Below are 23,508 nucleotides of genomic sequence, written 5' to 3'. Positions count from 1 at the left end.
GATCACTCCGTTCCGGAGGAGCGGCATGGACGAGAAGCTGAAGCCGGTCGACGCCCACACCCAGGAGATCCGCATCGCCACCGCGATGACGGGAGGAGTGAGCCTCGCCGTCTGGATGGGCGGCGTCGCACGCGAGATGAACCTGCTCCAACAGGCGGCCTGGAGCAGACACGTCGCCGTCGGCAGCGGGTACGAGCGGGTCGATCCCCCCGATGCCGACGGCAAGGTCAGGAACCTCTACGTCGGCCTGCTCGGCCTCCTCGACATCACGGTCAGCATCGACATGCTGTCCGGGACCAGCGCGGGCGGCATCAACGGGGCTCTGCTCGGGCTCGCGCGCGCGAAATCCCTCGACCTCGGTCCGCTGCGGGAGTTCTGGCTGGAGTCCGGGTCCTTCGAGAAGCTGCTGCGCGACCCGAAGGAGCGCAAGCCGCCCTCCCTCCTCCAGGGGAACGGCGTGCTGTTCAAGGAACTGCTGGAGGGGATCCGGACGCTCAAGAAGCTGGATCCCCCCTACAAGCTGCCCGAGGACCTCGGCGTGGCCGGGCAGAGCACCAAGGTCTTCATCACCACCACGCTCCTCACCGGGGAGACCAGCCGGTTCACCGACAGCCTGGGGACCCTGGTCCAGGACGTGGACCGCCGAGGGCTGTTCGTGTTCGACGAGGCGGCCCTCACCAACTCCGAGGCCAACCACCGCGTGGCCCTCGCGGCGCGCTGCAGCGCCTCGTACCCCGGGGCCTTCGAGCCCGGATTCGTGCCGTTCAAGGAGGGCGTCCCCGCCGTCGGCTCCAAGGTGCCCAGGCACCCGCCGATGGAGCGGTTCGCCAACATCACCCGCGATCACTGGGTGGCCGACGGCGGCCTGCTCGCGAACCGGCCGCTCGGCCCGCTGCTCCAGTCCGTCTTCGACGCTCCGGCCGAACGCCAGGTCCGGCGGGTGCTCCTGTACGTCGTCCCGACTCCGGGCGAGACGCCCGATCCGCGCGACGCGCCTCCGGACAAGGAGTCCTTCGACCGTCCCTGGACCCTGGACCAGGCGCTGCGCAAGGACCTCGGCAGCATCCTGGGCCAGAGCATCAGGGCGGACCTCACGGCCCTGAGGCGGCACAACGACCGCGTCGACTCCATCCGCGACACCCGGCTGCGCATCGCGGAGATCGCCACGACGCACGGCGCCGCGGGCCGTCTGCTGACGGACGCGGGCGGGATGCTGGCCGACTACCGGACCCGGGAGGCGTTCTGGCTCGTCCGGCCCGTGATCGCCTCGCTCATGCGGGCCGTCACGACGATGCCGAAGAACGACATGCCGCGGGCGTGGCTGGACGCCCTGGCCCCGGGGCGCAGTGCGGAGCAGGACTGCCGGGAGAAGGCGGCGGAGGCGGTCTCGGCGGGCTGGGTCCTCGCTTCCAGGGACGACCCGGCGGCGTTCGGCCGACCCGCCTTCGACGGCGCCAAGGCCACGGTGCTGGCGATGCTGCGGGCCGCGTACGTCTGCAGTCCTCAGGACTGGGCCGCGCTGTCGGTCCTGACCCGCCGGACCCACGAAGCCTTCGTCCCCGGGCCGCGGCCGGACACGGACCTCCTCGTCGACCGGGAGCTCACGGCACTCCAGCTCCCTGCGGACGGCAGCCGGCCCGCCCTCCACGAGGTGGCCGCATCGCTCGCCAGGAGCTACGAGGAGAAGCTGAGGGAACCCGTCATCGCCGCCCACGGCTCCTTCCGCGACGGTTGGGAACGCCTGGCCGCGATCGTGGCCGAGCTGCGCGGGCTCGTCGACGTCTCCCGTCCGGAGCCGGACACGACGAACCCCTTCGGCCGCCAGACGGCGGAGGAGCTACGGCGCCGGGCGGCGCGCGAGCTCGCGTCCTATCTGGCCTTCCTCCCCGAGGACCCACGGGCCGTCGCGGCCTCCTTGCTCGAACTGCACGTCGCCACGCGCTCCGTACTGCCCGTCGGCATGGAGGTGGAGCAGCACGTCGAGCTCATCCAGGTCAGCGCGGACACCCGCAGCGTTCTCGCACCGGGGCGGGCCACCGCGGCCGACAAGCTCACCGGAACGCAGTTGCACCACTTCGGGGCCTTCTACAAGCCCTCGTGGCGGGCGAACGACTGGACCTGGGGCCGGGTGGACGGCGCCGGCTGGCTCGTGCACATGCTGCTCGATCCGCGGCGGATCCTGGCACTGGCCGAAGAACTGACCCCGGTCCCGGTGAACGCCCGGTCCCGATGGTTCTACGGGCAGCTCAGCGCGCTCCTGCTCGACGGTACCCACCCGCAGGGCTGGCCGGTCCAACGGCCCGGGGAGCCCGAGAAGCTCCTCACCACCGAGGCGGTCCTGGAGGAGCTGGCGTATCTGGACGACCCCGACGTGCCCGTGCCGGGGAGCCTCCCGCTGACCTCCCTGTGGGTGGCACGGCGCTGGCAGCAGTGGATCGCCGCGCACGAACTGCCGGTCATCGCCCAGCACATGATCGCCACGCCCGCCACCCGGCACGACCCGTGGGCCCGGAAGGTGCTCATGGAGGCCGGGGGTACGGACGCGGTGCTGGTGGCGGCCCAGGTCGCCTCCAGATCGGCCATCAGCCGCAAGTGGAGCCGCGAGCAGCGCAAGCTCATGAGGTCCTCACTGCAGACTGCGGCCGCACCCGCGCCCGCGACGGCGGAGGCCCTCGCGGAACGGCTCGACAGCTGCCCGGTCCCGGACGAGACGTTCGAGCAGGAGCGGGGCCAGCCCCTCCTCACCCGGACCGTGGGCAAGGCCCTGGCCACGGCCACCGCGGCCCTGACCGGGGCCAAGGAGCCGCCCGCTTCGGTCAAGCCCTTCTTCTCGTCCGCGCGCACCGTCACCATGACGGGCTACCGGGCGACCGGCCTCACCAACGGCTCGTCCTGGCTGCTCACCCTCCTCGGGGTGATCGCCATGGTCGCGGGAGTCGTCTTCCTGCGCGGTGACGACGCCTTCCTGGGGGTCACGGCGGCCGTACTCCTCGCCATCGGGCTGCTCCTCCTGTGCTTCGCCGCCTGGTCCCTGAGCCGGCGGGTCCTGCCGGCCTTCTTGGCCCTGTCCGTGACGGCTCTGGTCGTGATCGGCGCGACCCTGAGACGGCACTGGCTGTTCGGGGAAGCCGCCGGGGAGGCCGCCGGGGCGCCCGCTCCGGGCGGCCCCGAGCCCGGCTGGGTCGCGGACCATGCGCTGCCGTGGCTGCGGGATCCCGTCTGGCATCCCCTGATCGCCCTCGCCGCGCTGGTCGTACTGAGCGTGCTGATCAACGGCGGGCTCGGCCGGCTGACGAGGACGGCCTTGATGCCGGTGAAGAAGCTCCACAGACGGCTCAAGCGGCGTCGGTGAGGTAGCCACACCAAGGCCCCCGCCTCCTCCACCCCCTACCGGGGTATGACATCCGACTTGGCTCCACGGTCCGACGTCCGGGCCGGTACCTCCTTCCTACCTTCCTCCTCGTCACCGGGCTCCCCACGGAGCTCGTCGCGAGGAAGGGAGAAGGGGCATGCGCCGCTTCGGAAGGACGATGGCCACCGCCGCGCTGGCACTGGCCGTCGTCGGGGGGACCGCGGGATGGGCGTCCGGCGACAGCCAGAGCGCGGTCACCGGGCCGCCGCCCGGCAGCGCCGCCTGGCGGGCCGACACCGTGGGCGGGCAGCCGCTGCCCGACCCCGCCCGGACCGCTCCGCGCGAAGTGGCCCGGTTCTTCGCCGGGCTGGACGCCGCCGCCCGGCAGACACTCGTACGCTCCCACCCGCTCGTGGTGGGCAACCTGGACGGGGCTCCGCTCCCCCTGCGGTACGAGGCCAACCGGCTCGCCGTCGCCGCCACGGGCGAGGCCCGCTACGCCTCGCTCGGCGCGCCGGACCGGCAGATCCTCGCCTTCGACCCGCGCGGCCGGGGCCAGGTGGCCGAGGTGTTCGGAGACCTGGAGCACGCGGCGCACGTCTCGGTGGTCGTACCGGGCTCCGACAACGACGCCACCAACCACGACGCGCAGCGCAAGCCCGCCACCGGGCCCGCCGGGATGGCCAGGGCGCTGCGCGCCGCGGCCGGCGACGGCACCGCCGTGGTCGCGTGGACCGGCTACACCACCCCGGTCGGCGTCGGACTCGACGCGGCCGACGGGCGGCTCGCCGAGGCGGGAGCGGTCCGGCTGGCCCGCCTCACCGAGGGCCTCGACGCGGTCGGCGCGGCCGACCCGGTGCTCTTCTGCCACAGCTACGGCTCGGTGGTCTGCGGGCTGGCGGCCCGGCACACGGACGCCACCGACATCGTCGCCTTCGGCTCCCCCGGGATGCGCGCCGACACCGCCGCGGACCTGCACACCGGGGCCCGCGTGTGGGCGGCCCGGGGTCCCTCCGACTGGATCGCCGACGTACCGAACGTGGAGTTCGCCGGGATCGGGCACGGCGCCGACCCCACCTCGGCGGACTTCGGCGCCCGCCGGGTGCCCGCCGCCGACGTCCAGGGCCACACCGGCTACTTCACCCCCGGCACCCAGTCCCTGGCCGCTTTCGCCGCCATCGCGAAGGGAGAGCTCCGATGACGACGCCGCGCGCCCTCACCCGGCTCAAGAAGACCGCCGACCGGATCGAGCGGCAGACCCCCGCCCACCGCGACCGGGCCGTCGACGGACTGCGCGCGCTCGCGCTGCTGGCCGTGCCGACCGGGCACTGGCTGCTCGGCGGCTTCACCCTGGACTCCGGCGGCGGCCTGCACAACGCCAGCCCGCTCTCCACCTTCGGCGCCCTGGCTCCGGCGAGCTGGGTGCTCCAGATGCTCGGCATCTTCTTCCTGGTCGGCGGCTACGCCTCGGTGCTGTCCTACCGGCGCCGGACGGGCTCGGTCGGCGCGTGGCTCAAGGGTCGGATGGTCCGGCTGGGCCGCCCGGTGCTCGGGGTCACCGCCGTCTGGGCGCTCGCCGCGCCCGTGCTGTACGCGGCCGGGGTCCCGGAGGCCACCCTGCGGACCGGGGCGACGCTGGTGATCCAGCCGCTGTGGTTCGTCGGGGTGTACGTGGCGGTCACCGCACTGACCCCGTACTGCGTGCGCGCCGCGCACCGGCTCGGCGGTTGGGCGGCGGCCCCGCTGATCGGTTCGGTCGCGGTGGTGGACTTCCTGCGCTACGGGCCGCTCGCCGACGCCGTGCCCTCGTGGCTGGCGCTGCTGAACATCCTGCCGGGCTGGCTCTTCGCGTACCAGCTCGGGGTGTCGTGGGGCGAGCGGCGGATCGGGCGGCGCGGGGCGTGGCTGCTGCTGGCCGGCGGGACGGTGCTGTTCGCGGTCCTGCTGGCGGTCTTCCACTACCCGGCGTCGATGGTCGGGGTGCCCGGTGCGGCGCGGACCAACTCGCATCCGCCGTCGCTGCTGGTCCTGGCCCTGGCGGCGGCCCAGTCGGGTGCGGCGATCCTGCTGCGCGACCGGCTGGCGCGGCTGCTGGCCCGGCCCGCGCTGTGGGCGCCGGTGGTCGTGGTCAACCTGTGTGCGATGACGATCCTGTGCTGGCACCAGACGGCGATGCTGGCGGCGGCCGTTCCGGCCTCGTTCGCGGACGGGCTGGCGGGGCTGACGACGGCGCCGGACAGCCTGGGCTGGATCGTGGCGCGGCTCGCCTGGATGCCGGTGTTCGCGGTGCTGCTGGTGGGCATCGCGCGCTACGCCCGCCGCTTTGAGAGCCCGCCGCGGGAGGGGCGCCGGTCCGCCACGGTCCGGCGGACCGTGGCGGCGGTACTGGCGGCGGGCTTCACGGTGTTCGCGCTGGGTCTGGCCTGAGGCGCGATGCGCGATGCGCGAGCACCGTGGAGCCGGGCGCGAACGCCGTCAGGCGATCGAGGCCGCGACGATGGCGGCAACGGCGAGGTTGCAGGAGGCCGTGACCCAGACGGCCGGGTGGGGTTCGGGGTCGACGACGATCGCGCCGAGCTTGCCCGGCGTCACCCAGTCCAGGACCAGGAAGGCCACCGCCATCAGGACCAGGCCGAGGACGCCGAAGGCCGCGGTCGAGAGCAGGCCCTTGCCGAAGTCCTCGTACGTCGTCCAGATCGAGGTGAACACGATGCCGCCGACGCCGAGGAGCGCGGAGCTCAGCATGAGCGCCGCGTTGCGGTTGCGCTCCTCCCAGATCTGCTTGGGGAGCTTCCCCGGGGTCAGCACGTCCACCAGGACGATGCCGAGGATGAGCAGCACCAGGCCGAGGGCGCCGTAGGCGCTGGTGCGGCCAAGTCCATTGATGATGTCGCTCATTGAGAAGCCTGTCTGCGCGTGATGGGGAAAGGATGTGCCCTGGGGGTGGCCGAATCTATCGCACGGCCCTGCCCCCGACGACGGGGAGGTCGGGAAATGGCAGAGGTCAGGGCCGCGCGGGCCGATGAGGCACGGGCGCTGACGGAGCTGGTGCGGCGCTCCAAGGCCCACTGGGGGTACGACTCGGGGTTCCTCGCCGCCATCGCGCCGGAGCTCTCGATCGACGCCGCCGATGTGACGGCCCGCCGGATCGTGGTGGCCGAGGACACGCAGGGCGTGGTGCGGGCCGTGGCCTCGCTGGAGGGGGACGGGCCGCGGGCCCGGCTCGGGCTGCTGTTCGTGGAGCCGTCCGCCATCGGCCGGGGCTTCGGGCGGCTGCTGTACCGGGACGCCGTGCGGCGGGCCGCCGGGCTCGGGGTGCGCACCCTGCTGATCGACTCCGATCCGCATGCCGCGGGCTTCTACCGGGCGATGGGCGCCGTCGCCGTCCCGGGCGGCGGGAGCCCGGGCGGCGGGGGCCCGGGCGAGCTGGTGCGCTTCGAGGTGGCGCCCGTACCGCCGCCCGCCTGGGTGCGGGCCTGGACGGGCGGGGTTCCGGCCGTGCATGTGGGCAATGTCGCCGAGTTCAACGCACAGTTCGCCGACGCCTCCCTGGACCGGGAGCAGCGGGCCGCGCACCACTACGCCTGCCTGGCCGCCTTCTACAGCCCCTACCCGGCGGCGCTGGTGCTGCCGCGTGCGGTGCCGAGCGGCTGGATCGGGCTGGTGGGCCGACAGTTGGACTGGGGGCCGGAGGTGGAGGTGTACGACGGCCTGGTGGAGCGGGGTCCCGGGCTGTCGGACGTCGTACGGGCGCGGCCGGCGCTGGCCGGTCGGCTGGCCGGGGCCGGGCTGCCGCTCGTACCGTGGGGGCTCACGGAGCCCTTCGCGCGCCTGGCCGGGCGGCCGTGGCGGCCGCGGGAGCTGCGGTACGAGTCCAAGGCGGCGGCGCACGCCCTGTTCGGGAGGATCCTGGCGGCGGGCGGGCATCCGGGGATCGTCCTCCCCGATCAGTGGCGGGCCGCGACGCGGCGGGCGGCGGTCAGGCAGCTGGCCGCCCGGGCGGGGGCGGATGAGAGCACCGTTCTCAAATCGGAGCACGGTGTCGGTGGTTCGGGCACGACGGTGGTGAGCCCGGCGCAGGTCAGGGCCGCGGGCGGGGCGCGCGCCGTGCTGCGGCGGCTGCCGCGCGGCCCGCTGCTGGTCGAGGAGTACGTGCACGGCCCGGCGGAGCCCGGTGCGCCGCGCGACCTCACGTACGACGGCTTCGTGGACGACGCGGGCCGGGTGCACCAGGTCGGCGGGGCGGTGATGGACGTGGAGGACGGCGGCTACCGCGGGGCGACCGTGGGGCCCGGTGTGGTCCCGCGGCGGGTGGAGGGAGCGCTGCTGGCCTTCGGTGACGCGGTGGGCCGGGAGCTGGCCGCGGCGGGCTACCGGGGCTGGTTCGACGTGGACTTCGTCGCCGACGGCGCGGGCCGGCTCGCGCCGACCGAGACGAACCTGCGGCTGACGGGGCCGTCCATCGCGTTCATGGTGGCGGCCCGGCTGGACGAACTGCGGGGCGCGGGGCACCTCGTACGGATCGCCGATCGGGTGGAGCTGGGGGCCAGGCTCCCCGAAGCGCAGTTGGACGAGCTGTGCGAGGCGCTGGCCCGGGAATGTACGGAGCTCGGGGCGGTGTTCGTGCCGGCCATCCCGACCGGTGCCTTCGAGCCGGCGCCCTGGCTGGGCGTGTTGGTGGCCGCGTACAGCGGGGAGGTGCTGGACGCGGCCGAGGCCCTGGTGCGGGCGCGGGCCCTGGCGGTGGGGGCGATGTTCGACCCGCCGGACCCGGACCGGGCTCAGTCCTCGAAGTCGAAGACGGAGGCCGGTTTGAGGGTGACGTAGCGGACCACGATGACCCCCGCGATCATCAACGGGACGTTGAAGGCGTAGACGAGGGCGGCCTGGAGCGCCCAGTCGTTCTTGGCCGCGAGCCGGTAGGAGTTGTCCTGCGGCCACCAGGCGAGCAGCAGGTACGCCACCGCCAGGTGGGCGGTCTTGGTGAGGGTCGGGGCGTGCCTCCGGGGCCGCATGCGGGAGCGGCCGAAGAGCAGGAACAGCAGTCCGACGGCGAAGGCCGCGTACTCGAACAGGTAGAGGACCGAGAAGAAGGTGGCCCAGGGCTGCGGCACACCGGTGAGGTCCGTCGATCCGGGCCAGAGGACGTCGGTGAGCAGCATCGTGAAGAAGGCCAGTACGAGCACCGCGCAGCCGAAGCCGAACCCCGTGACGAGGTCGTCGCCGACCGAGGCCCCGTACTTCCCGTACTTCCCCCTGTGGGCGCCCCGGGCGGCTTCGGCCTGCCGGACGGGCAGCGGGAGCGCGGCCCGGTCCTCCTGACCGGCCCGGTTGCGGGGCAGGGAACGCAGCTTGACCACGGTCCGGGGGGATTGCGCCGCCGGGATCCTGCCCACCAGGTGCTCGCGGAGCTCCCCGAGCTCCGGCAGTTCGGATCCCGGTGGCCAGGCGGTGGTGTCGGCCGGCGGCGAGATGTAGGCGGCGAGTCCGCGCGCGCCGTCGCGTCCCTCGACCGCGGCCAGGAGCACGCCGCCCACGCCGGGGTGGGTGCGGATGGCGGACTCCAGCGGATGCGGGTCCCGGGGCCGCCCGGCGACGGTGATCCGGTCGCGGACCCGGCCCCCGAACTCCAGCAGCCCGTCGGGGCGCAGCCCCGCGAGGTCCCCGGTGGGTATCGCGTCGCCGCCGTCGGGCGGCGTCAGGCGCAGCTCCCCGGCGTGCAGGGCCACGGAGTACCCGGGGAAGGGGGTGCCGATCAGCGAGAGCCGTTCGGAGTCGTCCTGCGGGCCGGGCAGCTGGGGCAGTTCGAACCAGGTTCCGGCGCCGGCTGATTCGGCGAGCCCGTAGACGTCGAGCAGCCGGGCGCCGGTCCGCAGCCGGGCCTGCAGAGCGGCGAGTTCGTCGAGGAAGAGCCGGTCCCCGGTGACCGTGACCATGCGCAGCGAGCGCAGGGCCTCGTCGGTCTTGTCCAGGACGCGCGCCGCGGACGCCTGGCGGTCGCGCAGGAGCAGTTGGACGGCGCCGGCCGGGTGGGTGTGCACGACGGTGACCTTCTCGGCCTCGACCGCGCGGCGGATCGCCTCGGCCGTCCAGGGCGAGCGCTCGGGCAGGACCAGGGCGCCGCCCGAGCACAGGGCCCGGGTCCAGCCCGCGGCGAAGGCGGTGACGTCCGATCCGGTGGTGATCAGGTGCCGGTCCTCGGGGGTCAGCGCGGCCACCTCGGCCCAGGCCTCGTGGGCGCCGAGGAGGCGGTCGTGGCCGACGGGGACCGGGCGGGACCGCGCGCCCCCGGTGAACAGGACGGCGGCCGTGCGGCCCGGGGCGGAGCGGGCCGGGGACGCGGTGGGCCGGCCCGCGATCTCGGAGCGTTCCGCGCCGAGGCGGATCGTCCGCAGGCCCTTGCCGTCGTCGAGGCGGGCCTGCTGCGCGCCGTGGGCGAGCAGGGCGTACGGCTCGATCGCTGCGAGCTGCTGCCGCCCGGTGCCCGGGACGTCGACGCCGAGGACGGCGTAGGCGGCGCCCGCCTTGAGGGTGGCGAGGAGGGCGATGACGAGTTCGGCCGGGCGGGCCGTACCCACGGCCACGAGGCCGTCGGCCGGCACTCCGGAGTCGATCAGATGGTGCGCCAGCTGATTGGCCCGGGCGTCGAGTTGACCGTAGTCGAGGCTGTCGGGGCCGGCGATGAGCGCGGGGGCCCCGGGGGTGTCCCGGGCCCACTGTTCGAAGCGGTGCAGGACGGTGTCGACGGTGCGCTCACCGGAGCGCTTGAACTCGGATCCCTGCGTCATGGACCGATGATGCCACCGGGCACCGACAACGGTCCGTAGACGCGAAAATCCCTCATACGGGCTGGAGTTGGGACTCCGGAGTGCGAGGTCGAGCCGAATGCTTGACCTCCACCTTGGTTGAGGTCATAGCGTTTCAGCCATGGATATGGAAGTCACCGCCTGGACATCGCTGCACAGCGCGATGAACGCCCAGCAGGACCGTCGGCCGCTGTCGCGGGCGAGTCTGCGCCGGATCGCCGCCTTCGCCCGCCCGCACCGCCGCGGGCTCACCTTCTTCCTGCTGCTGAGCGTGGTCACCGCGCTCCTCGCGGTGGCCACCCCGGTCCTGGCGAGCCGGGTCGTCACCGCGATCGTGGACGGCCGGGACAGCGGTACGGTCACCCGCCTCGCCCTCCTCATCGCGGTGATCGCGGTCGCCGAAGCGGGCCTGGGCCTGCTCACGCGGCGGCTGTCGGCGACCCTCGGCGAGGGGCTGATCCTGGACCTGCGGACGGCCGTCTTCGACCACGTGCAGCGGATGCCGGTCGCGTTCTTCACCCGGACCCGTACGGGGGCGCTGGTCAGCCGGCTCAACAACGACGTGATCGGTGCGCAACGGGCCTTCAGCAACACCCTGTCGGGGGTGGTCGCCAACCTGGTGACCCTGCTGCTGACGCTCGCCGTGATGCTGAGCATCTCCTGGCAGATCACCCTGCTGGCGCTGGTGCTCCTGCCGGTGTTCGTACTGCCCGCGCGCCGGATGGGGGCGCGGATGGCGGGGATGCAGCGGGAGGCCTCGGCGCTCAACGCGTCGATGGGCACCCAGATGACGGAACGGTTCTCCGCTCCGGGTGCGACCCTGGTCAAGCTGTTCGGGCGGCCGGCCGACGAGTCCGCGGAGTTCGCGGCCCGGGCGGCCCGGGTGCGCGACATCGGGATCCGTACGGCGATGGCCCAGTCGGCCTTCATCACCGCCCTGACGCTGGTCTCGGCCCTGGCCCTCGCGCTCGTCTACGGGCTCGGCGGCTGGTACGCGCTGCGCGGCACCCTGGACGCCGGCTCCGTCGTCGCCCTCGCCCTGCTCCTGACCAGGCTGTACGCGCCGCTGACGGCGCTCGCCGGGGCGCGGGTCGAGGTGATGAGCGCCATGGTCAGCTTCGAGCGGGTCTTCGAGATCCTCGACCTGGAGCCGCTGATCTCCCAGAAGCCGGACGCCCGCCGCGTGCCGGACGGGCCGGTCGCGGTGGAGTTCGACAAAGTCTCCTTCGGCTACCCCTCCGCCGACAAGGTCTCGCTCGCCTCCCTCGAAGAGGTCGCGACCCTCGACTCCCGCGGCGGTACGCAGGTGCTGCACGAGGTCTCGTTCCGCGCCGAGCCCGGCCAGATGATCGCCCTGGTCGGCTCCTCCGGCGCCGGCAAGTCGACCATCGCGCAGTTGCTGCCGCGGCTGTACGACGCCGACGCCGGCGCGGTCCGCCTCGGCGGGATCGACGTACGCGACCTCACGGCCGATTCGATCCGCGAGACGCTCGGCATGGTCACCCAGGACGGCCACCTCTTCCACGAGTCGGTACGGGCCAACCTGCTGCTGGCCCGGCCGGGCGCGGACGAGGCCGAGATCTGGGAGGCGCTGCGGCGCTCCCGGCTGGACGGACTGGTCGCCTCGCTGCCCGACGGACTGGACACGGTGGTCGGGGAACGCGGCTACCGGCTGTCGGGCGGGGAGCGCCAGCGGCTGACGATCGCACGGCTGCTGCTGGCCCGCCAGCGGGTGGTGATCCTCGACGAGGCGACCGCCCATCTGGACTCCACGTCGGAGGCGGCGGTCCAGGAGGCACTGGGCGAGGCCCTCGCCGGCCGGACGGCGGTGGTGATCGCGCACCGGCTGTCCACGGTGCAGGCGGCCGACCTGATCCTGGTCGTGGAGGAGGGCCGGATCGTGGAGCGCGGCACGCACACCGGACTGCTGGCGGCGGGCGGGCGGTACGAGGAGCTGTACCGCACGCAGTTCGCCCCGGCGGACGCGTCGGACGGCGCCGCGACGGCCTCGGGAGCATGATGGCCGACAGGCCCGGGCCCCCGGGCCGCTGCCGATCTTGGAGTACGCGATGGACATCAAACTCGAACTGGTCGCGGTCCCCGTCACCGATGTGGACCGGGCCAAGGCGTTCTACGAGAGGATCGGCTTCAACGCCGATCACGACGTCACCGTGAGCGAGGACATCCGCTTCGTCCAGCTCACCCCGCCGGGGTCCGCCTGTTCGATCGCCCTGGGCAAGGGGCTCACCCGGATGACCCCGGGCTCCCTGGACAACATGCAGGTCGTGGTCACCGACATCGAGGAGGCGTACGCCGACCTCAAGGGCAGGGGCATCGAGGTGACCGAGATCCAGGACATGCCCTGGGGGTCCTTCGTCTACTTCTCGGACCCCGACGGCAACGGCTGGGCCGTGCAGCAGACCAAGCCCCGCACGGCCGCCGGCTGACCCCGGACCCGCCCGCCGCGGCCGGCCGCGCATGGGGCAGGATGGCACCCCGTTCGAGTGTGCGCGAATACCCGAACGGGGCCCCGCCCAGCACGACCTGACAGGTGAACATGGTGACGACACGTCGAACACGGCGGGCGGCAGCGCCCCTGGCCGTTCCCCCGGTCCTTCCCGGCTCGGAGGGTGTCCGTTGAACCGGGACCTCGTCCTGCACGACTGGGTGGTGGCCTCCATCGCGGTGGCCGCGGGCCTCGTGGCCGGACTACTGCTCCGCGCCCTCCTCAAGTGGCTGGGGAAGCACGCCAGCAGGACGCGCTGGAGCGGGGACGACATCATCGTCGACGCGCTGCGGACGCTGGTGCCGTGGGCCTGCGTCATCGCGGGCGTCGCGGTGGCGGCCTCGACCCTGCCGCTGACCGCGCGGCTGGCGGGCATCGCCAACGACTCTCTGGCCGCGCTGCTGGTCCTGATCGCCACGGTCACCGCGGCCCGGGTCGTCGCCGGTCTCGTACGGTCCGTGGCGCAGGCCCGTACCGGTGTGGCCGCATCGGCCACGATCTTCGTGAACATCACGCGGATCGTGGTGCTCACGATGGGCGTTCTCGTCGCCCTGGAGACGGTGGGCGTGTCCATCGCACCGCTGCTCACCGCCCTCGGGGTGGGCGGCCTCGCGGTGGCCCTGGCCCTGCAGGGCACCCTCGCCGACCTCTTCGCGGGGGTGCACATCCTGGCCTCGAAGACGGTGCAGCCCGGTGACTACATCCGGCTCAGCGGGGGCGAGGAGGGCTACGTCGTCGACGTCAACTGGCGCAACACCGTGGTGCGCAACCTCTCGAACAACCTGGTGATCATCCCCAACGGACGCCTCGCGCGGACGAACATGACCAACTACACCCACCCGGAACAGCAGTTGTCGATCCTGGTCCAGGTGGGCGTGGGCTACGACAGCGACCTGGAGCACGTCGAGCGGGTCACCCTCGACGTCGTGGACAGCGTGATGGCCGACACCACCGGCGGGGTTCCCGGCCACGAGGCCGCCGTCCGCTTCCACACCTTCGGGGACTCCAGGATCAACTTCACGGTGATCCTGGGCGTCGGCGAGTTCAGCGACCAGTTCCGGATCAAGCACGAGTTCATCAAGCGCCTGCACCAGCGGTACCGGGCCGAGGGGATCTCGATCCCGGCGCCCACCCGGACGGTCTCGCTCCAGCGGGACGAGGTCCAGTCGACGCCGTCGCCCGTACCGCACCAGCGCGACGCAGCGCCCGCGACCCTCACGGACCTCGGGCGGTAGCAGCGGCCTACCGCACCCCGCCGACGGCCCCCTTCCGGCGCTCCAGGCCGTCGAGCAGCAGGCTCAGCCCGAAGCGGAACTCCTCTTCGAGCGGTACGCCGGTGAGACTGTCGGCGGCCGCGGTCGTGGCCGGACAGGCGGTCGGGTCCAGGGCTCGGTAGTAGTCCCGCAGCTGCGGTTCGTCCCCGGGGCCGGGCGCGCCGGGGCCGTGCTGCTGGACGGCGAACCCGACGACGTAGTGGCCGATGGCGGTGAATGCGCTGGCGGCCAGCTCGACGGGGAAGCCGAAGCCGAAGCCGAGGAGGAGCCCCAGGACGCGCTCGCGGACGGCCAGGCCGTTGGGCCCGACCGGCACCTGGGCCACGAGCAGGGGCAGGGCGTTGGGATGCCGGCGCAGCGTGTGCCTTCCAGCACCGCACCCACGACTCCGAGTCATATGCGGGCCGCCGTGATCGGCCGGTTCGGCGCAGCTCAGGACGTCTTCGAGGTCGCAGACGACGCACCGGCACCCACCCCGGCCCCCGGGGAGGTCCTGGTCCGGCAACGGGCCACCTCGGTCAATCCGATCGACTGCCGCAGGCGCGGCGGCTACGGCAGCAGGCTGATGCGGCTGCGGGGCATCTCCGGCTTCCCGCTCACCTTGGGCAATGACGTGTCCGGGAACATCGTGGCAGTCGGCCCCGGGGTGACGGACCTGCGCGCGGGCGAGGCCGTCTTCGGGGCCAAGGAGCCGTCGAGCCGGGGCACGTACGCCGAGTCCTGCACGGTCAAGGCCGAGCAGGTCGTCCGCAAGCCCGACGCACTGTCGTACGCGGAGGCCGCCGCGCTCCCGTACGCCTTCCTGTCCGCGTGGGCCGCGCTGCGGTGCGCGGGGTTCCGGCCCGAAAGCGCCGCCGGGAAGCGGGTGTTCCTCCAGGGCGGCACGGGCGGCACCGGCGCGGTCACCCTTCAGGTCTGCAAGGCGCTCGGCGCCCACGTGGCCACGACCGCGGGCCCGGCGGGACTGGAACTCTGCCGCGAGCTGGGCGCCGACGAGGTCATCGACTACCGGGCGCAGGACTTCACCCGGCACCTGAAGGACTTCGACTACGCGATCTGCCTCGCCGACCGGGGGCAGGAGGCGGGCATGCTGTCCATCCTGCGGGAAGGACCCGGCGCCGGTTACGGCACGCTCGTCCATCCGCTGATGCCGCTGGTCGACGAGAAGGGGCTGCTGCGCGGCGGGACCGAGACCGCCGCAACCCTCCTGAGCCGGCGCCTGGCCCAGGCCCGGCGCCACCGCGGCTACGGCTGGGCCCTGTTCAAGCCGGACCGCGCGGCCCTGGAACTCCTGGCCCGCCTGACCGGTGGGGGCAGGGTCAGGGCCGCCATCGACCGGACCTATCCCCCTCTCCGCCGTCGCCGAGGCAGAGAAGTACGTCGAGCGCGGCCGCACGAAGGGAAAGGTCGTCGTCACCATCGCCTGAGAGCCGGCCCCACCCCGGGGGCCGACCTACGACGGCCGGACCCGCGCCTCGGTGGGGGCGCGGGTCCGCGTGCTTTCGTGCGGTGTGCGGGGGTTACCAGGACGACTTGGTGACCCCGGGGAGGAATCCGGCGTGTGCCTGCTGGCGCATCCGGACCCGCGAGAGGCCGAACCTGCGCAGGTGCCCGCGGGGCCGGCCGTCCACGCTGTCCCGGTTGCGCACGCGGGTCGCGCTGGCGTTGCGGGGCTGCCTGCGCAGCTCCGCCAGGGCGGCGCGCCGCTCGGTGTCGGTCGACGACGGCCTGCGCATGACCTCCTTCAGCTCGGCGCGCCGGGCGGCGTACCGCTCGACGACGGCCTTGCGCCTCTCGTTCCGCGCGATCTTGCTCTTCTTCGCCATCAGACCTTCACCCCCCGGGCCCGGATCCGGGCCACAGCCGCTTCGACGCCGATCACGTCGACGGTCTTGATCGCCTTCGCACTCAGGGTCAGACGGACGTAGCGGCCTTCGCCGGCCAGCCAGTAGCGCTTGCGCTGGATGTTGGGGTCGAAGCGGCGGGAGGTCCGCCGGTGCGAGTGGGAGATGTTGTTTCCGAAGCCTGGCTGGGCGCCGGTCAGTTGGCAGTGGGCGGACATGGTGTGACCTGCCTCTCCCCGAAACGGGAATCGTTATTGGAAATGGTTTCCATTCCCGTATAGTAGCGGCATGGCTCGCAACGAGGTACGCCCGATCGTCAAACTCCGCTCCACCGCCGGAACCGGCTTCACCTACGTCACCCGCAAGAACCGGCGCAACGACCCCGACCGCATGACCCTGCGCAAGTACGACCCGGTGGTGCGCCGGCACGTCGACTTCCGCGAAGAGCGCTGACCCCCGCCCGCCCGCTCGCCCCTGCCTGAAGGACACCGCCATGAAGCCCGGAATCCACCCCGCCTACGGCCCCGTCGTCTTCCGCGACAAGGCCGCCGACTTCGCCTTCCTCACCCGCTCGACCGCCACCAGCGACAAGACGGTGGAGTGGGAGGACGGCAACACCTACCCCGTCATCGACGTCGAGATCTCCTCGCAGAGCCACCCCTTCTACACCGGCACCGCCCGCGTCCTGGACACCGCGGGCCGCGTCGAGCGCTTCGAGCGCCGCTACGGAGGCCGCAAGTGAGGCTGCCCGTCGTCATCGTCGGCGGGCTCCACTCCGACGCCCGCAAGCAGGTCGTGGACCGGCTGCTGCACACCGTGCCCGGCAGTGTCGCCCTCCACCACGACCTGGCCACCGCGCCCGCGGGCACGGTGCTGCGCCTGGTGCGCGACGCCTCGGGCGAGCTGTCCCGCGGCGAGGCGCCGCTGCTCAACGACTGCGCCTGCTGCGCCCTGCGCGAGGACCTGGTCCCCGAGCTGGAACGGCTGGCCGACGGGGGCACGACCCGGCTGGCCGTCGTCGAACTGTGGGACTCCGTGGAACCCAAGGCGATGGCCGAGGTCGTCGTCGCGCACGGCGGCGACGTACTCGACCTCACCGGCGTGATCACCGCGGTCGACCCCGCGCTCGTACTTCCCTACCTGGTCAACGGCGACGACCTGGCGGAGGCGGGCCTCGCCGCGGCCGCCACCGACCAGCGCACCGTCGGGGACACCTGGGCGCGGCAGTTGGAGTACGCCCCCGTCCTCGCCCTCGTGGACAGCGAGGAGGCCGACGACGAGGACCGCGCCCTGCTCACGCAGCTCCACCCGACCGCCCGCCAGGTGTCGGCCGGATCCGGGGAACTGGCCCGGGCGGCCCTCGCGGGCTTCGACGTGGATACGGCGGCCGCCGCCCAGCACCCGGCTTGCGCCCTGCTCCCCCAGGACGCGGACGAGGCCGGGGTCACCACCTTCGTCTGGCACCGCCGCCGCCCCTTCCACCCCGAGCGGCTCTACCAGGCGCTGGAGGACCTCTGTTGCGCCGCCGCCCGCAGCCGCGGCCGCTTCTGGCTCGCCGACCGGCCCGACACGCTGCTCGCCTGGGACGCCGCGGGTGGCGCCCTGTGCGTGGAGAACGCCGGGCCCTGGCTGGCCTCCCTGCCGGACGCCGCCTGGGAGCTGGTCCCGCCGATGCGCAGGGCGGCCGCCTCGCTCGACTGGCACCCCGAACACGGGGACTGCTGCCAGCACCTGGTCTTCACCTCCCCGGGCCTCGACCGGCAGGGCCTGGCGCAGCTCCTCGACTCCTGCCTGCTCACCGATGCCGAGTACGCCTCGGGGCCGGAGGCCTGGAAGAGGCTCCCGGCCGCCTTCGACTCGCTGCTCGACCCCGTCTCCTGACCTGACCTGACCACCAAGGAATTCCTCATGGCCCGTCGCCAGCCCGCCCTCAAGCCCCCGAAGTCGCGTCCCAACCCGCTGGACGCCGCGGGGATCACGTACATCGACTACAAGGACACCGACCTGCTGCGGAAGTTCGTCTCGGACCGGGGCAAGATCCGCAGCCGCCGGATCACCCGCGTCACGGCGCAGCAGCAGCGCCAGCTCGCCGCGGCGATCAAGAACGCCCGCGAGATGGCGCTGCTCCCGTACGTCAGCGGCCGGTAGGACCCGGGGGACACGCTGCCGCCGGTCGGTTGCCGACCGGCGGCAGCGTCGTGCTGTCGGCCCCGTGCCCCGCCGCTCGTGGCGGGACCTTCCTCGACCGGCCGCCCCGCGTCCAGCACCACGGGCCGGCCGCCCAGCAGGGCGGGGGCCGGGGGCCGCAGTGCGCTAGCTCAGTTGTTGGAACCCACCGTGTTGTCGTGGCCCGCGTTGAAGATGTCGTCGACGGCGAACTGGGACCAGTCACCGAAGACGATCACGTACGAGTTCTCCGCCGGGGCGTTGACCGTCACGTCGGCGCAGGCGGCGGACGCACCGCCGAGGACGATGGCAGCGGCGGCGAGGACGGTGAGCGCGGAACGCACAGAACGCATGGATGCACCTTTCACGGGAGGAGGGGCATCTCCGAACCTAGGGAGCGGCCGCCGCCGTGTCCCGCCGAACGGCCGGGCGGGGTCAAGACCAAGCCGATTGGCCGAAGCTCCGCTCCGGGCCAGGCCCGATCCCGCCCCGCCCGGCATGCGGGTGCGGCCCGATGATGGGACGGTGGGGCCGTTCACCTACGGAGGTGGCTCGCCATGCCCGTGGCCCCTGCCCTCAAGGCGCTCCTCGACCAGATCAACGTCCTGCCGCCGCTCGACGTCCTCACCACCGACCCCGCCGTACTGCGCAGCCGGGAGAAGGAGCTCGGCGCGCTGGTGGTCCCGGCGGCGGCAACCGGGCCGGCCGACATCGGGCCGGTGGCGGACACGACCGTGCCCGGCCCCGCGGGAGCGGTGCCCGTACGCGTCTACCGGCCGGGCGGCGGTCCGGCCGCGGCGCCCACGGTGGTCTTCTTCCACGGAGGCGGCTGGCTCACCGGCGACCTCGACACCCACGACGCCCCCTGCCGCAGGCTCTGCCACGACCTGGGCGCGGTGGTCGTCGCGGTCGACTACCGCCTCGCACCGGAACACCCCTTCCCGGCCGGCTACGAGGACTGCCTGGCGGCTGCCCGCTGGGTCGCCGACCACATCGGCGACTACGGCGACCGCCCCGACCGGCTCGCACTCGCCGGCGACAGCGCGGGCGGGAACCTGGCCGCGGCCGTCGCGCTCGCCTTCCGCGACGAGGGCCGCCCGCTCGCCGCCCAGCTGCTCTTCTACCCGGCGACCGACCTCGCGGGCGACCACCCGTCCCGCAGCGAGAACGCCGAGGGGTACCTGCTGACGGCGCGGAGCATCCTCGCCCTCCAGTTCCTCTACGCCGGCCCGGACCCGGCCGTACGGAAGGACCCCCGGATCTCGCCGCTGCTCGCGGAGGACTTCAGGGGCGTGGCGCCCGCCGTCATCGGCACCGGCCAGTACGACCCGCTGCGCGACGAGGCGGTGGCCTACGCCGAGGCCCTCGCATCGGCCGGCGTGGACGTCTACTCCAGCACCTATCCGGGCCTCATCCACGCCTTCCTCAACCTGGCCGCCATCGACCCGGTCTCCGACGCGGCCGTCACCGACCTCGTCGCGGAGCTGCGGCGACGGCTCGACTGACGCGTCCGCGCGGCGCATTAAGGCTGGCCCATGAAGATCATCGACTTCGAGCACGGCGACCCCCGGCTGACCGGCGACCTGCTCCCCGTACTGCTCGAACTGCGCCCCCACCTCACCGAGGAGCTGTTCCTGCGGATCCTCGCGGAGGGGCACGGCCAGGGGCTGCGCTTCAGCGCCGCCTACGACGACGCCGGGGTGTGCGTGGGCGCCGCCGGCTGGCGGATCGTCGCCAACACCCACCTGGTCCGCAAGCTCTACGTCGACGACCTCGTCACCGCAGCGACCGCCCGCTCCACCGGTGTGGGCCACGCGCTCCTCGCGCACCTGGAGGGGCACGCCAGGGCTGCCGGATGCACCGCACTGACGCTCGACTCCGGCACCCAGCGCACCGACGCCCACCGCTTCTACTTCCGGGAGCGGATGGCGGTGACCGCCTTCAACTTCGAGAAGCCGCTGGTCTGAGGCCGCGCGGCCCGCCAGGTAGTCCACTTTCCTGGAATTGGCCTTGCCGCGGACAGGATTGGCCTCGGTACGTTCGCCGCATGCGCATCCAGATCGTAGACGCCTTCACCACCCGCCCTTTCGCCGGAAACCCCGCCGGAGTCTGCCTGCTCCCCGCCGGGGAATGGCCGGACGACGACTGGTTGCGGCAGGTCGCGGCCGAGCTCAACCACTCGGAGACGGCCTTCGCCCTGCCGCTGCCGACCGGCGGGGGGACCGGGGGCGAGGCCCGGGACGGGGCCGACTGGGAGATCCGGTGGTTCACCCCGCTCGTCGAGACCAATCTGTGCGGCCATGCCACTTTGGCCACGGCCCACACGATGCGCCGGGAAGGCCTGCTGCCCGGACCGGTGCGGTTCCACAGCCGGTTCAGCGGAGTCCTCACCGCACGGGCCGAGGACGACGGGTCCATCACCCTGGACTTCCCCGCCGCCCCGGCCACCGAGGTTCCGGTGCCGCGGGGCCTGGCCGAAGCCCTCGGGGTGCGCCCCGAGGCCACGTACCGTACGGGCGCCCTGGGCGACCTGCTCACGGTGCTGCCCGACGAGGCCGCCGTCCGGGCGGTGCGGCCGGACCTCGGGGCGGTGGCCGCGCTGACCCTTCGCGAGGACCTGCGCGGGGTCATCGTCACCGCGCCGGCGGCCTCCGCGGGCCTGGGGTACGACTTCGTGTCCCGCTTCTTCTCGCCCGCCGAGGGCATTCCCGAGGACCCGGTCACCGGCAGTGCGCACACCGCGCTGGCTCCCTTCTGGTCCGCCCGGCTGGGCCGCGGCGACGGGCTCACGGGCTTGCAGGCCTCGGCTCGGACCGGCCTGGTCAGGACCACGCTCCACGGTGACCGCGTACACCTCTCCGGGCACGCGGTGACGGTGCTGGAAGCGACCCTGCGCGTCTGACCAGGGGCGGGGGCGGGGCGGCCGTGACCGAACCGTCGCCGCCCCGAGGCCCGCCCGATCTCGTCGGCGGGGCGCCTGCTTGTTACGTTCGTGCCTCAGCCGACTCCTGGGGACCCGTCCATGCCTGCACCTGCCCGACCCGGCCGGGTCCTGTCCACGCTGGCCGCGGCCGCCGTCCTGCTGGTGGCCGCCACCGGGTGCGAGGGCGAGGGCGAGGGCGGCAAGGCCACGAAGGCCACGGCGTCGCCGACGCCATCGACCTCCGCGTCGCCGTCCCCATCCCCCTCCCTCTCCGCTTCGGCGTCGGCGCCCCCCAGTCCCGCATCCTCCGCGCCGTCCCGGTCGTCGACCCCGACCCCGACCCCGACCCCGCCCCCGCCCGCTCCGACCCGGCTGAAGGCCTCGGTCGAGACCCGGGGCGGCGCGCTCGCCCTGGTACGCGGCGGCCCCGCGCAGGAGTTCACCGTCACCCTGCGCAACGGGAACTCGGCTGCGTACGGGCACCTGCTGGTCGCCTTCCAGATGGAGTTCCTCGTCGGCGAACCCGGAGACCTTCCGGGCAGCGGGCCGGGCTTCGCGCTGGAGCGCTTCGACGCGTCCTCGGGCACCTGGAAGGCGGCCGCCCTGCGGATCGCCAACGACCACATGCCCGAGTCCTCGTACACGGGCGGCGCCCCGCTCGCCCGCGAGGCCGTGCGCATCGAGCGCTACCGGCTGCGCGCGACGGCCGGCGGGCCGACCGGCAGCACTCCGCTGATGGTGTACTTCGTCGACACCGACGGCGACCGGACCGCCGCCACCCACGTGTACCTCCCGCACACCACCCGCTGAGCGCCCTGCGCCGGTTACCGCTCGCCCAGGGCGAGCACCGCGGTCCGCCACGCGGCGGTGACGGCCCGGCGCGCGCGGTCCGTCGCCTGCGGCACCCGGTCGGGGAGGTGGAGCGGCGCACCGACGTGGACGTGCAGGCAGGGCCGCCGCAGCGGTGCGGTGACGGCTCCGGCGAGCTGCTTGCCCGGGCTGCCGGAGCACAGCCGGCGGGCGCCGGCCTGGCCCACCGGCACGAGGGGGGCTCCCGTCGCGGCCGCGAGCCGGGCCGGACCGCTACGGAAGGGACCCGGGGCGGACTCCCCCGCGTCGAGGCGCTCCGGCAGGCGGCCTTCGCCGTAGATGAGCACGCTGCGCCCGGCGGCGAGGGCCGCGGCCGCGGCATCCAGGGAATCGCGGGCGCGGGAGGTGCCGCGGTGGACGGCGATGTGCCCCTCGCGGCGCAGCGCCGACCCGAGGAGCGGCACCCGCCACAGCCCTCCGGTGGCCAGGATGACGGGGTCGATCCCGTAGCGCCGGAGGGCCGCGACCACGACGACGGGGTCGGCGAGGGAGGTGTGGTTGGCGACGATGATGCTGCCGGCGGCGGGCAGCGCCGCGGGGTCGGCGGAGACCGTCAGCCGCCCGAAGGCGGGTACGACGGCGGCGGCGATTCGGCTGAGCATGGACGACCCCGTTCGGGTGGCGCTGCGGTGATGCGGTACTGCCGTCCATCCTCGGCCGGGCGGGCGGCGAGGGCATGAGTAGCCGTACTCACCCCCACCTGGGGACCCGCGCCGCTCCGGGCAGCAGCCCTCCGTCGCGCAACTCCTGCCCCATGTGGACGAGTTCACCGGCGTCAACACCGACGGCGCCGGTACCAGGCCGGCATCGCGACGCCGGGGTTCGGTCGTGCTCTCCTCGCCCCGGTGGGGACATCATGGGCGGAGACTGTGCGTACTGGACGTTTCCGGAAGGGAAGTGACGCCGTGAGCGCAGTAGCGCTGCTGGGGACCGGGATCATGGGGTCGGGCATGGCCCGGAACCTGCTCCGAGCCGGGCACGGGCTGCGGGTGTGGAACCGGACCCGGGAGAAGGCGGCTTCGCTGGCCGCCGAAGGGGCGGTGGTGGCGGACACGCCGGCCGAGGCGGTGGCCGGGGCCGAGGTGGTGCTCACCATGCTCAACGACGGGGCCGCGGTGGCCCGGGCCATGACCGCGGCCGTACCCGGGCTGCACGCCGGGCAGGTGTGGGCCCAGATGGGCACGGTAGGCGTGGCCGCGCTCGACGAACTGGGCGGATTCGCCCGGGAGCACGGGCTCGTCTTCGTGGACGCCCCGGTCCAGGGCACCCGTCAGCCCGCCGAGGCCGGGACCCTGGTGGTGCTCACCTCCGGGCCGACCGACGCGCGGCTGGACGCGGTCTTCGCCGCCGTCGGCAGCAAGATCCTGCGGTTGGGGGACGAGCCGGGCGCGGCGACCCGCCTGAAGCTCGCGACCGTCGGGTACGCGATCACGGTGACGGCGGCGGTCGGCGAGGCCCTCGCGCTGGCGGAGGGCCTCGGGGTGGACCCGGAGCTCTTCGCCGAGGCGGTGACCGGCGGGCCGATGGACAACGCGTACCTCCAGGCCAAGATGCGGGCGGTCCTGGACCGGGACTTCGCCCCGAACTTCACGGTCCAGGGCGCGGCGAAGGACACCGCTCTCATTGCCGAGGCCGCCGGGGAGGCGGGCATCGCGGTGGACCTGGCGGTCGCCGCGCGCGCCCGCTTCGAGCGCGCCGACGCCCAGGGCCACGGGGCCGAGGACATGGCGGCCAGCTATTTCGCGGGCTTCCCCGATACCCCGTAGC

At 73.7% G+C, this 23,508-nt stretch carries 24 protein-coding genes; 17 read left to right on the top strand and 7 right to left on the bottom strand.

From position 1 onward, the window contains the following. Positions 1–25 precede the first annotated feature (25 nt). From ACZ7GJ_RS20430 to ACZ7GJ_RS20420, 3 genes are all read left to right on the top strand, one after another. On the top strand, positions 26–3,352 hold the full coding sequence (locus ACZ7GJ_RS20430) for a patatin-like protein (protein WP_470753479.1): 3,327 nt from the start codon (positions 26–28) through the stop codon (positions 3,350–3,352). Between the two features lie 157 nt (positions 3,353–3,509). After that, complete coding sequence (locus tag ACZ7GJ_RS20425; protein ID WP_470753478.1) at positions 3,510–4,553, top strand: alpha/beta hydrolase; 1,044 nt, start codon at positions 3,510–3,512, stop codon at positions 4,551–4,553. Beyond that, positions 4,550–5,779: an acyltransferase family protein gene (locus ACZ7GJ_RS20420; RefSeq protein WP_470753475.1), complete on the top strand. Its 1,230-nt coding sequence runs from the start codon at positions 4,550–4,552 to the stop codon at positions 5,777–5,779. Before ACZ7GJ_RS20425 ends, ACZ7GJ_RS20420 begins: the two co-directional genes overlap by 4 nt. A 48-nt stretch (positions 5,780–5,827) precedes the next feature. Here the strand turns inward: ACZ7GJ_RS20420 and ACZ7GJ_RS20415 are convergent, their stop codons facing one another. Then, positions 5,828–6,250 (bottom strand): DUF350 domain-containing protein, encoded by a 423-nt coding sequence (locus ACZ7GJ_RS20415; protein ID WP_365925459.1) that lies wholly within the window; start codon positions 6,248–6,250, stop codon positions 5,828–5,830. Between the two features lie 96 nt (positions 6,251–6,346). Between ACZ7GJ_RS20415 and ACZ7GJ_RS20410 the strand changes: the two genes are divergently transcribed. Continuing rightward, on the top strand, positions 6,347–8,179 hold the full coding sequence (locus ACZ7GJ_RS20410) for a GNAT family N-acetyltransferase (RefSeq protein ID WP_470753473.1): 1,833 nt from the start codon (positions 6,347–6,349) through the stop codon (positions 8,177–8,179). Here ACZ7GJ_RS20410 and ACZ7GJ_RS20405 read toward each other — a convergent pair. Next, entirely contained in the window at positions 8,134–10,140 is a 2,007-nt protein-coding gene (locus ACZ7GJ_RS20405) for an AMP-binding protein (protein ID WP_470753472.1), read from the bottom strand. The two genes, ACZ7GJ_RS20410 and ACZ7GJ_RS20405, sit on opposite strands and share 46 nt — an antisense overlap. Before the next feature lie 139 nt (positions 10,141–10,279). On the opposite strand from ACZ7GJ_RS20405, the gene ACZ7GJ_RS20400 reads away from it, so the two are divergent. The 3 genes from ACZ7GJ_RS20400 (at position 10,280) to ACZ7GJ_RS20390 (ending at position 13,899) form a co-directional block, all read left to right on the top strand. Further along, entirely contained in the window at positions 10,280–12,178 is a 1,899-nt protein-coding gene (locus ACZ7GJ_RS20400) for an ABC transporter ATP-binding protein (protein ID WP_470753471.1), read from the top strand. A 49-nt stretch (positions 12,179–12,227) separates the two neighbouring features. Continuing rightward, positions 12,228–12,605, top strand: a complete 378-nt coding sequence (locus ACZ7GJ_RS20395) for a VOC family protein (RefSeq protein ID WP_365925467.1) — start codon at positions 12,228–12,230, stop codon at positions 12,603–12,605. Between the two features lie 190 nt (positions 12,606–12,795). Further along, entirely contained in the window at positions 12,796–13,899 is a 1,104-nt protein-coding gene (locus ACZ7GJ_RS20390; protein WP_470753469.1) for a mechanosensitive ion channel family protein, read from the top strand. A gap of 7 nt (positions 13,900–13,906) precedes the next feature. Here the strand turns inward: ACZ7GJ_RS20390 and ACZ7GJ_RS20385 are convergent, their stop codons facing one another. Then, the gene (locus ACZ7GJ_RS20385) at positions 13,907–14,335 is read right to left on the bottom strand and encodes a TetR/AcrR family transcriptional regulator C-terminal domain-containing protein (RefSeq protein ID WP_470753468.1); all 429 of its coding nucleotides are present in this window, start codon (positions 14,333–14,335) and stop codon (positions 13,907–13,909) included. Between ACZ7GJ_RS20385 and ACZ7GJ_RS20380 the strand changes: the two genes are divergently transcribed. Further along, positions 14,336–15,478, top strand: coding sequence for an alcohol dehydrogenase catalytic domain-containing protein (locus ACZ7GJ_RS20380; RefSeq protein WP_470753466.1), 1,143 nt, complete (start codon positions 14,336–14,338; stop codon positions 15,476–15,478). On the opposite strand, the gene rpsN is transcribed toward ACZ7GJ_RS20380, so the two are convergent. Together rpsN and rpmB are read right to left on the bottom strand one after the other, a co-directional pair. After that, on the bottom strand, positions 15,459–15,764 hold the full coding sequence (gene rpsN, locus ACZ7GJ_RS20375; protein WP_470753464.1) for a 30S ribosomal protein S14: 306 nt from the start codon (positions 15,762–15,764) through the stop codon (positions 15,459–15,461). The two genes, ACZ7GJ_RS20380 and rpsN, sit on opposite strands and share 20 nt — an antisense overlap. Next, the gene (gene rpmB, locus ACZ7GJ_RS20370; RefSeq protein ID WP_470753463.1) at positions 15,764–16,000 is read right to left on the bottom strand and encodes a 50S ribosomal protein L28; all 237 of its coding nucleotides are present in this window, start codon (positions 15,998–16,000) and stop codon (positions 15,764–15,766) included. The genes rpsN and rpmB overlap by 1 nt, the downstream gene beginning before the upstream one ends. A 70-nt stretch (positions 16,001–16,070) precedes the next feature. Between rpmB and rpmG the strand changes: the two genes are divergently transcribed. From rpmG to rpsR, 4 genes are read left to right on the top strand one after another with little or no spacing between them, the layout of a single operon-like run. Next, positions 16,071–16,235, top strand: coding sequence for a 50S ribosomal protein L33 (rpmG, locus tag ACZ7GJ_RS20365; RefSeq protein WP_470753461.1), 165 nt, complete (start codon positions 16,071–16,073; stop codon positions 16,233–16,235). Positions 16,236–16,275: 40 nt separating this feature from the next. After that, complete coding sequence (locus ACZ7GJ_RS20360) at positions 16,276–16,524, top strand: type B 50S ribosomal protein L31 (RefSeq protein ID WP_030843780.1); 249 nt, start codon at positions 16,276–16,278, stop codon at positions 16,522–16,524. Continuing rightward, entirely contained in the window at positions 16,521–17,663 is a 1,143-nt protein-coding gene (locus ACZ7GJ_RS20355) for a CobW family GTP-binding protein (protein ID WP_470753459.1), read from the top strand. The genes ACZ7GJ_RS20360 and ACZ7GJ_RS20355 overlap by 4 nt, the downstream gene beginning before the upstream one ends. A 27-nt stretch (positions 17,664–17,690) precedes the next feature. Next, on the top strand, positions 17,691–17,930 hold the full coding sequence (gene rpsR, locus ACZ7GJ_RS20350) for a 30S ribosomal protein S18 (RefSeq protein WP_470753457.1): 240 nt from the start codon (positions 17,691–17,693) through the stop codon (positions 17,928–17,930). 170 nt (positions 17,931–18,100) lie between these two features. On the opposite strand, the gene ACZ7GJ_RS20345 is transcribed toward rpsR, so the two are convergent. Then, a complete protein-coding gene (locus ACZ7GJ_RS20345) occupies positions 18,101–18,301 on the bottom strand; it encodes a hypothetical protein (protein ID WP_470753456.1) in 201 nt (66 codons plus the stop codon). 204 nt (positions 18,302–18,505) lie between these two features. On the opposite strand from ACZ7GJ_RS20345, the gene ACZ7GJ_RS20340 reads away from it, so the two are divergent. The 4 genes from ACZ7GJ_RS20340 to ACZ7GJ_RS20325 all read left to right on the top strand — a co-directional run bounded on the left by ACZ7GJ_RS20340 (position 18,506) and on the right by ACZ7GJ_RS20325 (position 21,681). Then, positions 18,506–19,453, top strand: coding sequence for an alpha/beta hydrolase (locus tag ACZ7GJ_RS20340; protein WP_470753454.1), 948 nt, complete (start codon positions 18,506–18,508; stop codon positions 19,451–19,453). 30 nt (positions 19,454–19,483) lie between these two features. After that, entirely contained in the window at positions 19,484–19,915 is a 432-nt protein-coding gene (locus ACZ7GJ_RS20335) for a GNAT family N-acetyltransferase (RefSeq protein WP_470753452.1), read from the top strand. Between the two features lie 80 nt (positions 19,916–19,995). Next, positions 19,996–20,850, top strand: coding sequence for a PhzF family phenazine biosynthesis protein (locus ACZ7GJ_RS20330; RefSeq protein ID WP_470753450.1), 855 nt, complete (start codon positions 19,996–19,998; stop codon positions 20,848–20,850). A 120-nt stretch (positions 20,851–20,970) separates the two neighbouring features. Continuing rightward, positions 20,971–21,681, top strand: coding sequence for a hypothetical protein (locus tag ACZ7GJ_RS20325; protein ID WP_470753449.1), 711 nt, complete (start codon positions 20,971–20,973; stop codon positions 21,679–21,681). 14 nt (positions 21,682–21,695) lie between these two features. Here the strand turns inward: ACZ7GJ_RS20325 and ACZ7GJ_RS20320 are convergent, their stop codons facing one another. After that, on the bottom strand, positions 21,696–22,343 hold the full coding sequence (locus ACZ7GJ_RS20320; protein ID WP_470753447.1) for a lysophospholipid acyltransferase family protein: 648 nt from the start codon (positions 22,341–22,343) through the stop codon (positions 21,696–21,698). Positions 22,344–22,646: 303 nt separating this feature from the next. On the opposite strand from ACZ7GJ_RS20320, the gene ACZ7GJ_RS20315 reads away from it, so the two are divergent. Beyond that, positions 22,647–23,507: an NAD(P)-dependent oxidoreductase gene (locus tag ACZ7GJ_RS20315; RefSeq protein WP_470753446.1), complete on the top strand. Its 861-nt coding sequence runs from the start codon at positions 22,647–22,649 to the stop codon at positions 23,505–23,507. Position 23,508 lies beyond the last annotated feature (1 nt).

The organism is Streptomyces sp. NPDC037242, from assembly GCF_055604165.1.
This window is presented reverse-complemented; position numbering and strand designations above follow the sequence as displayed.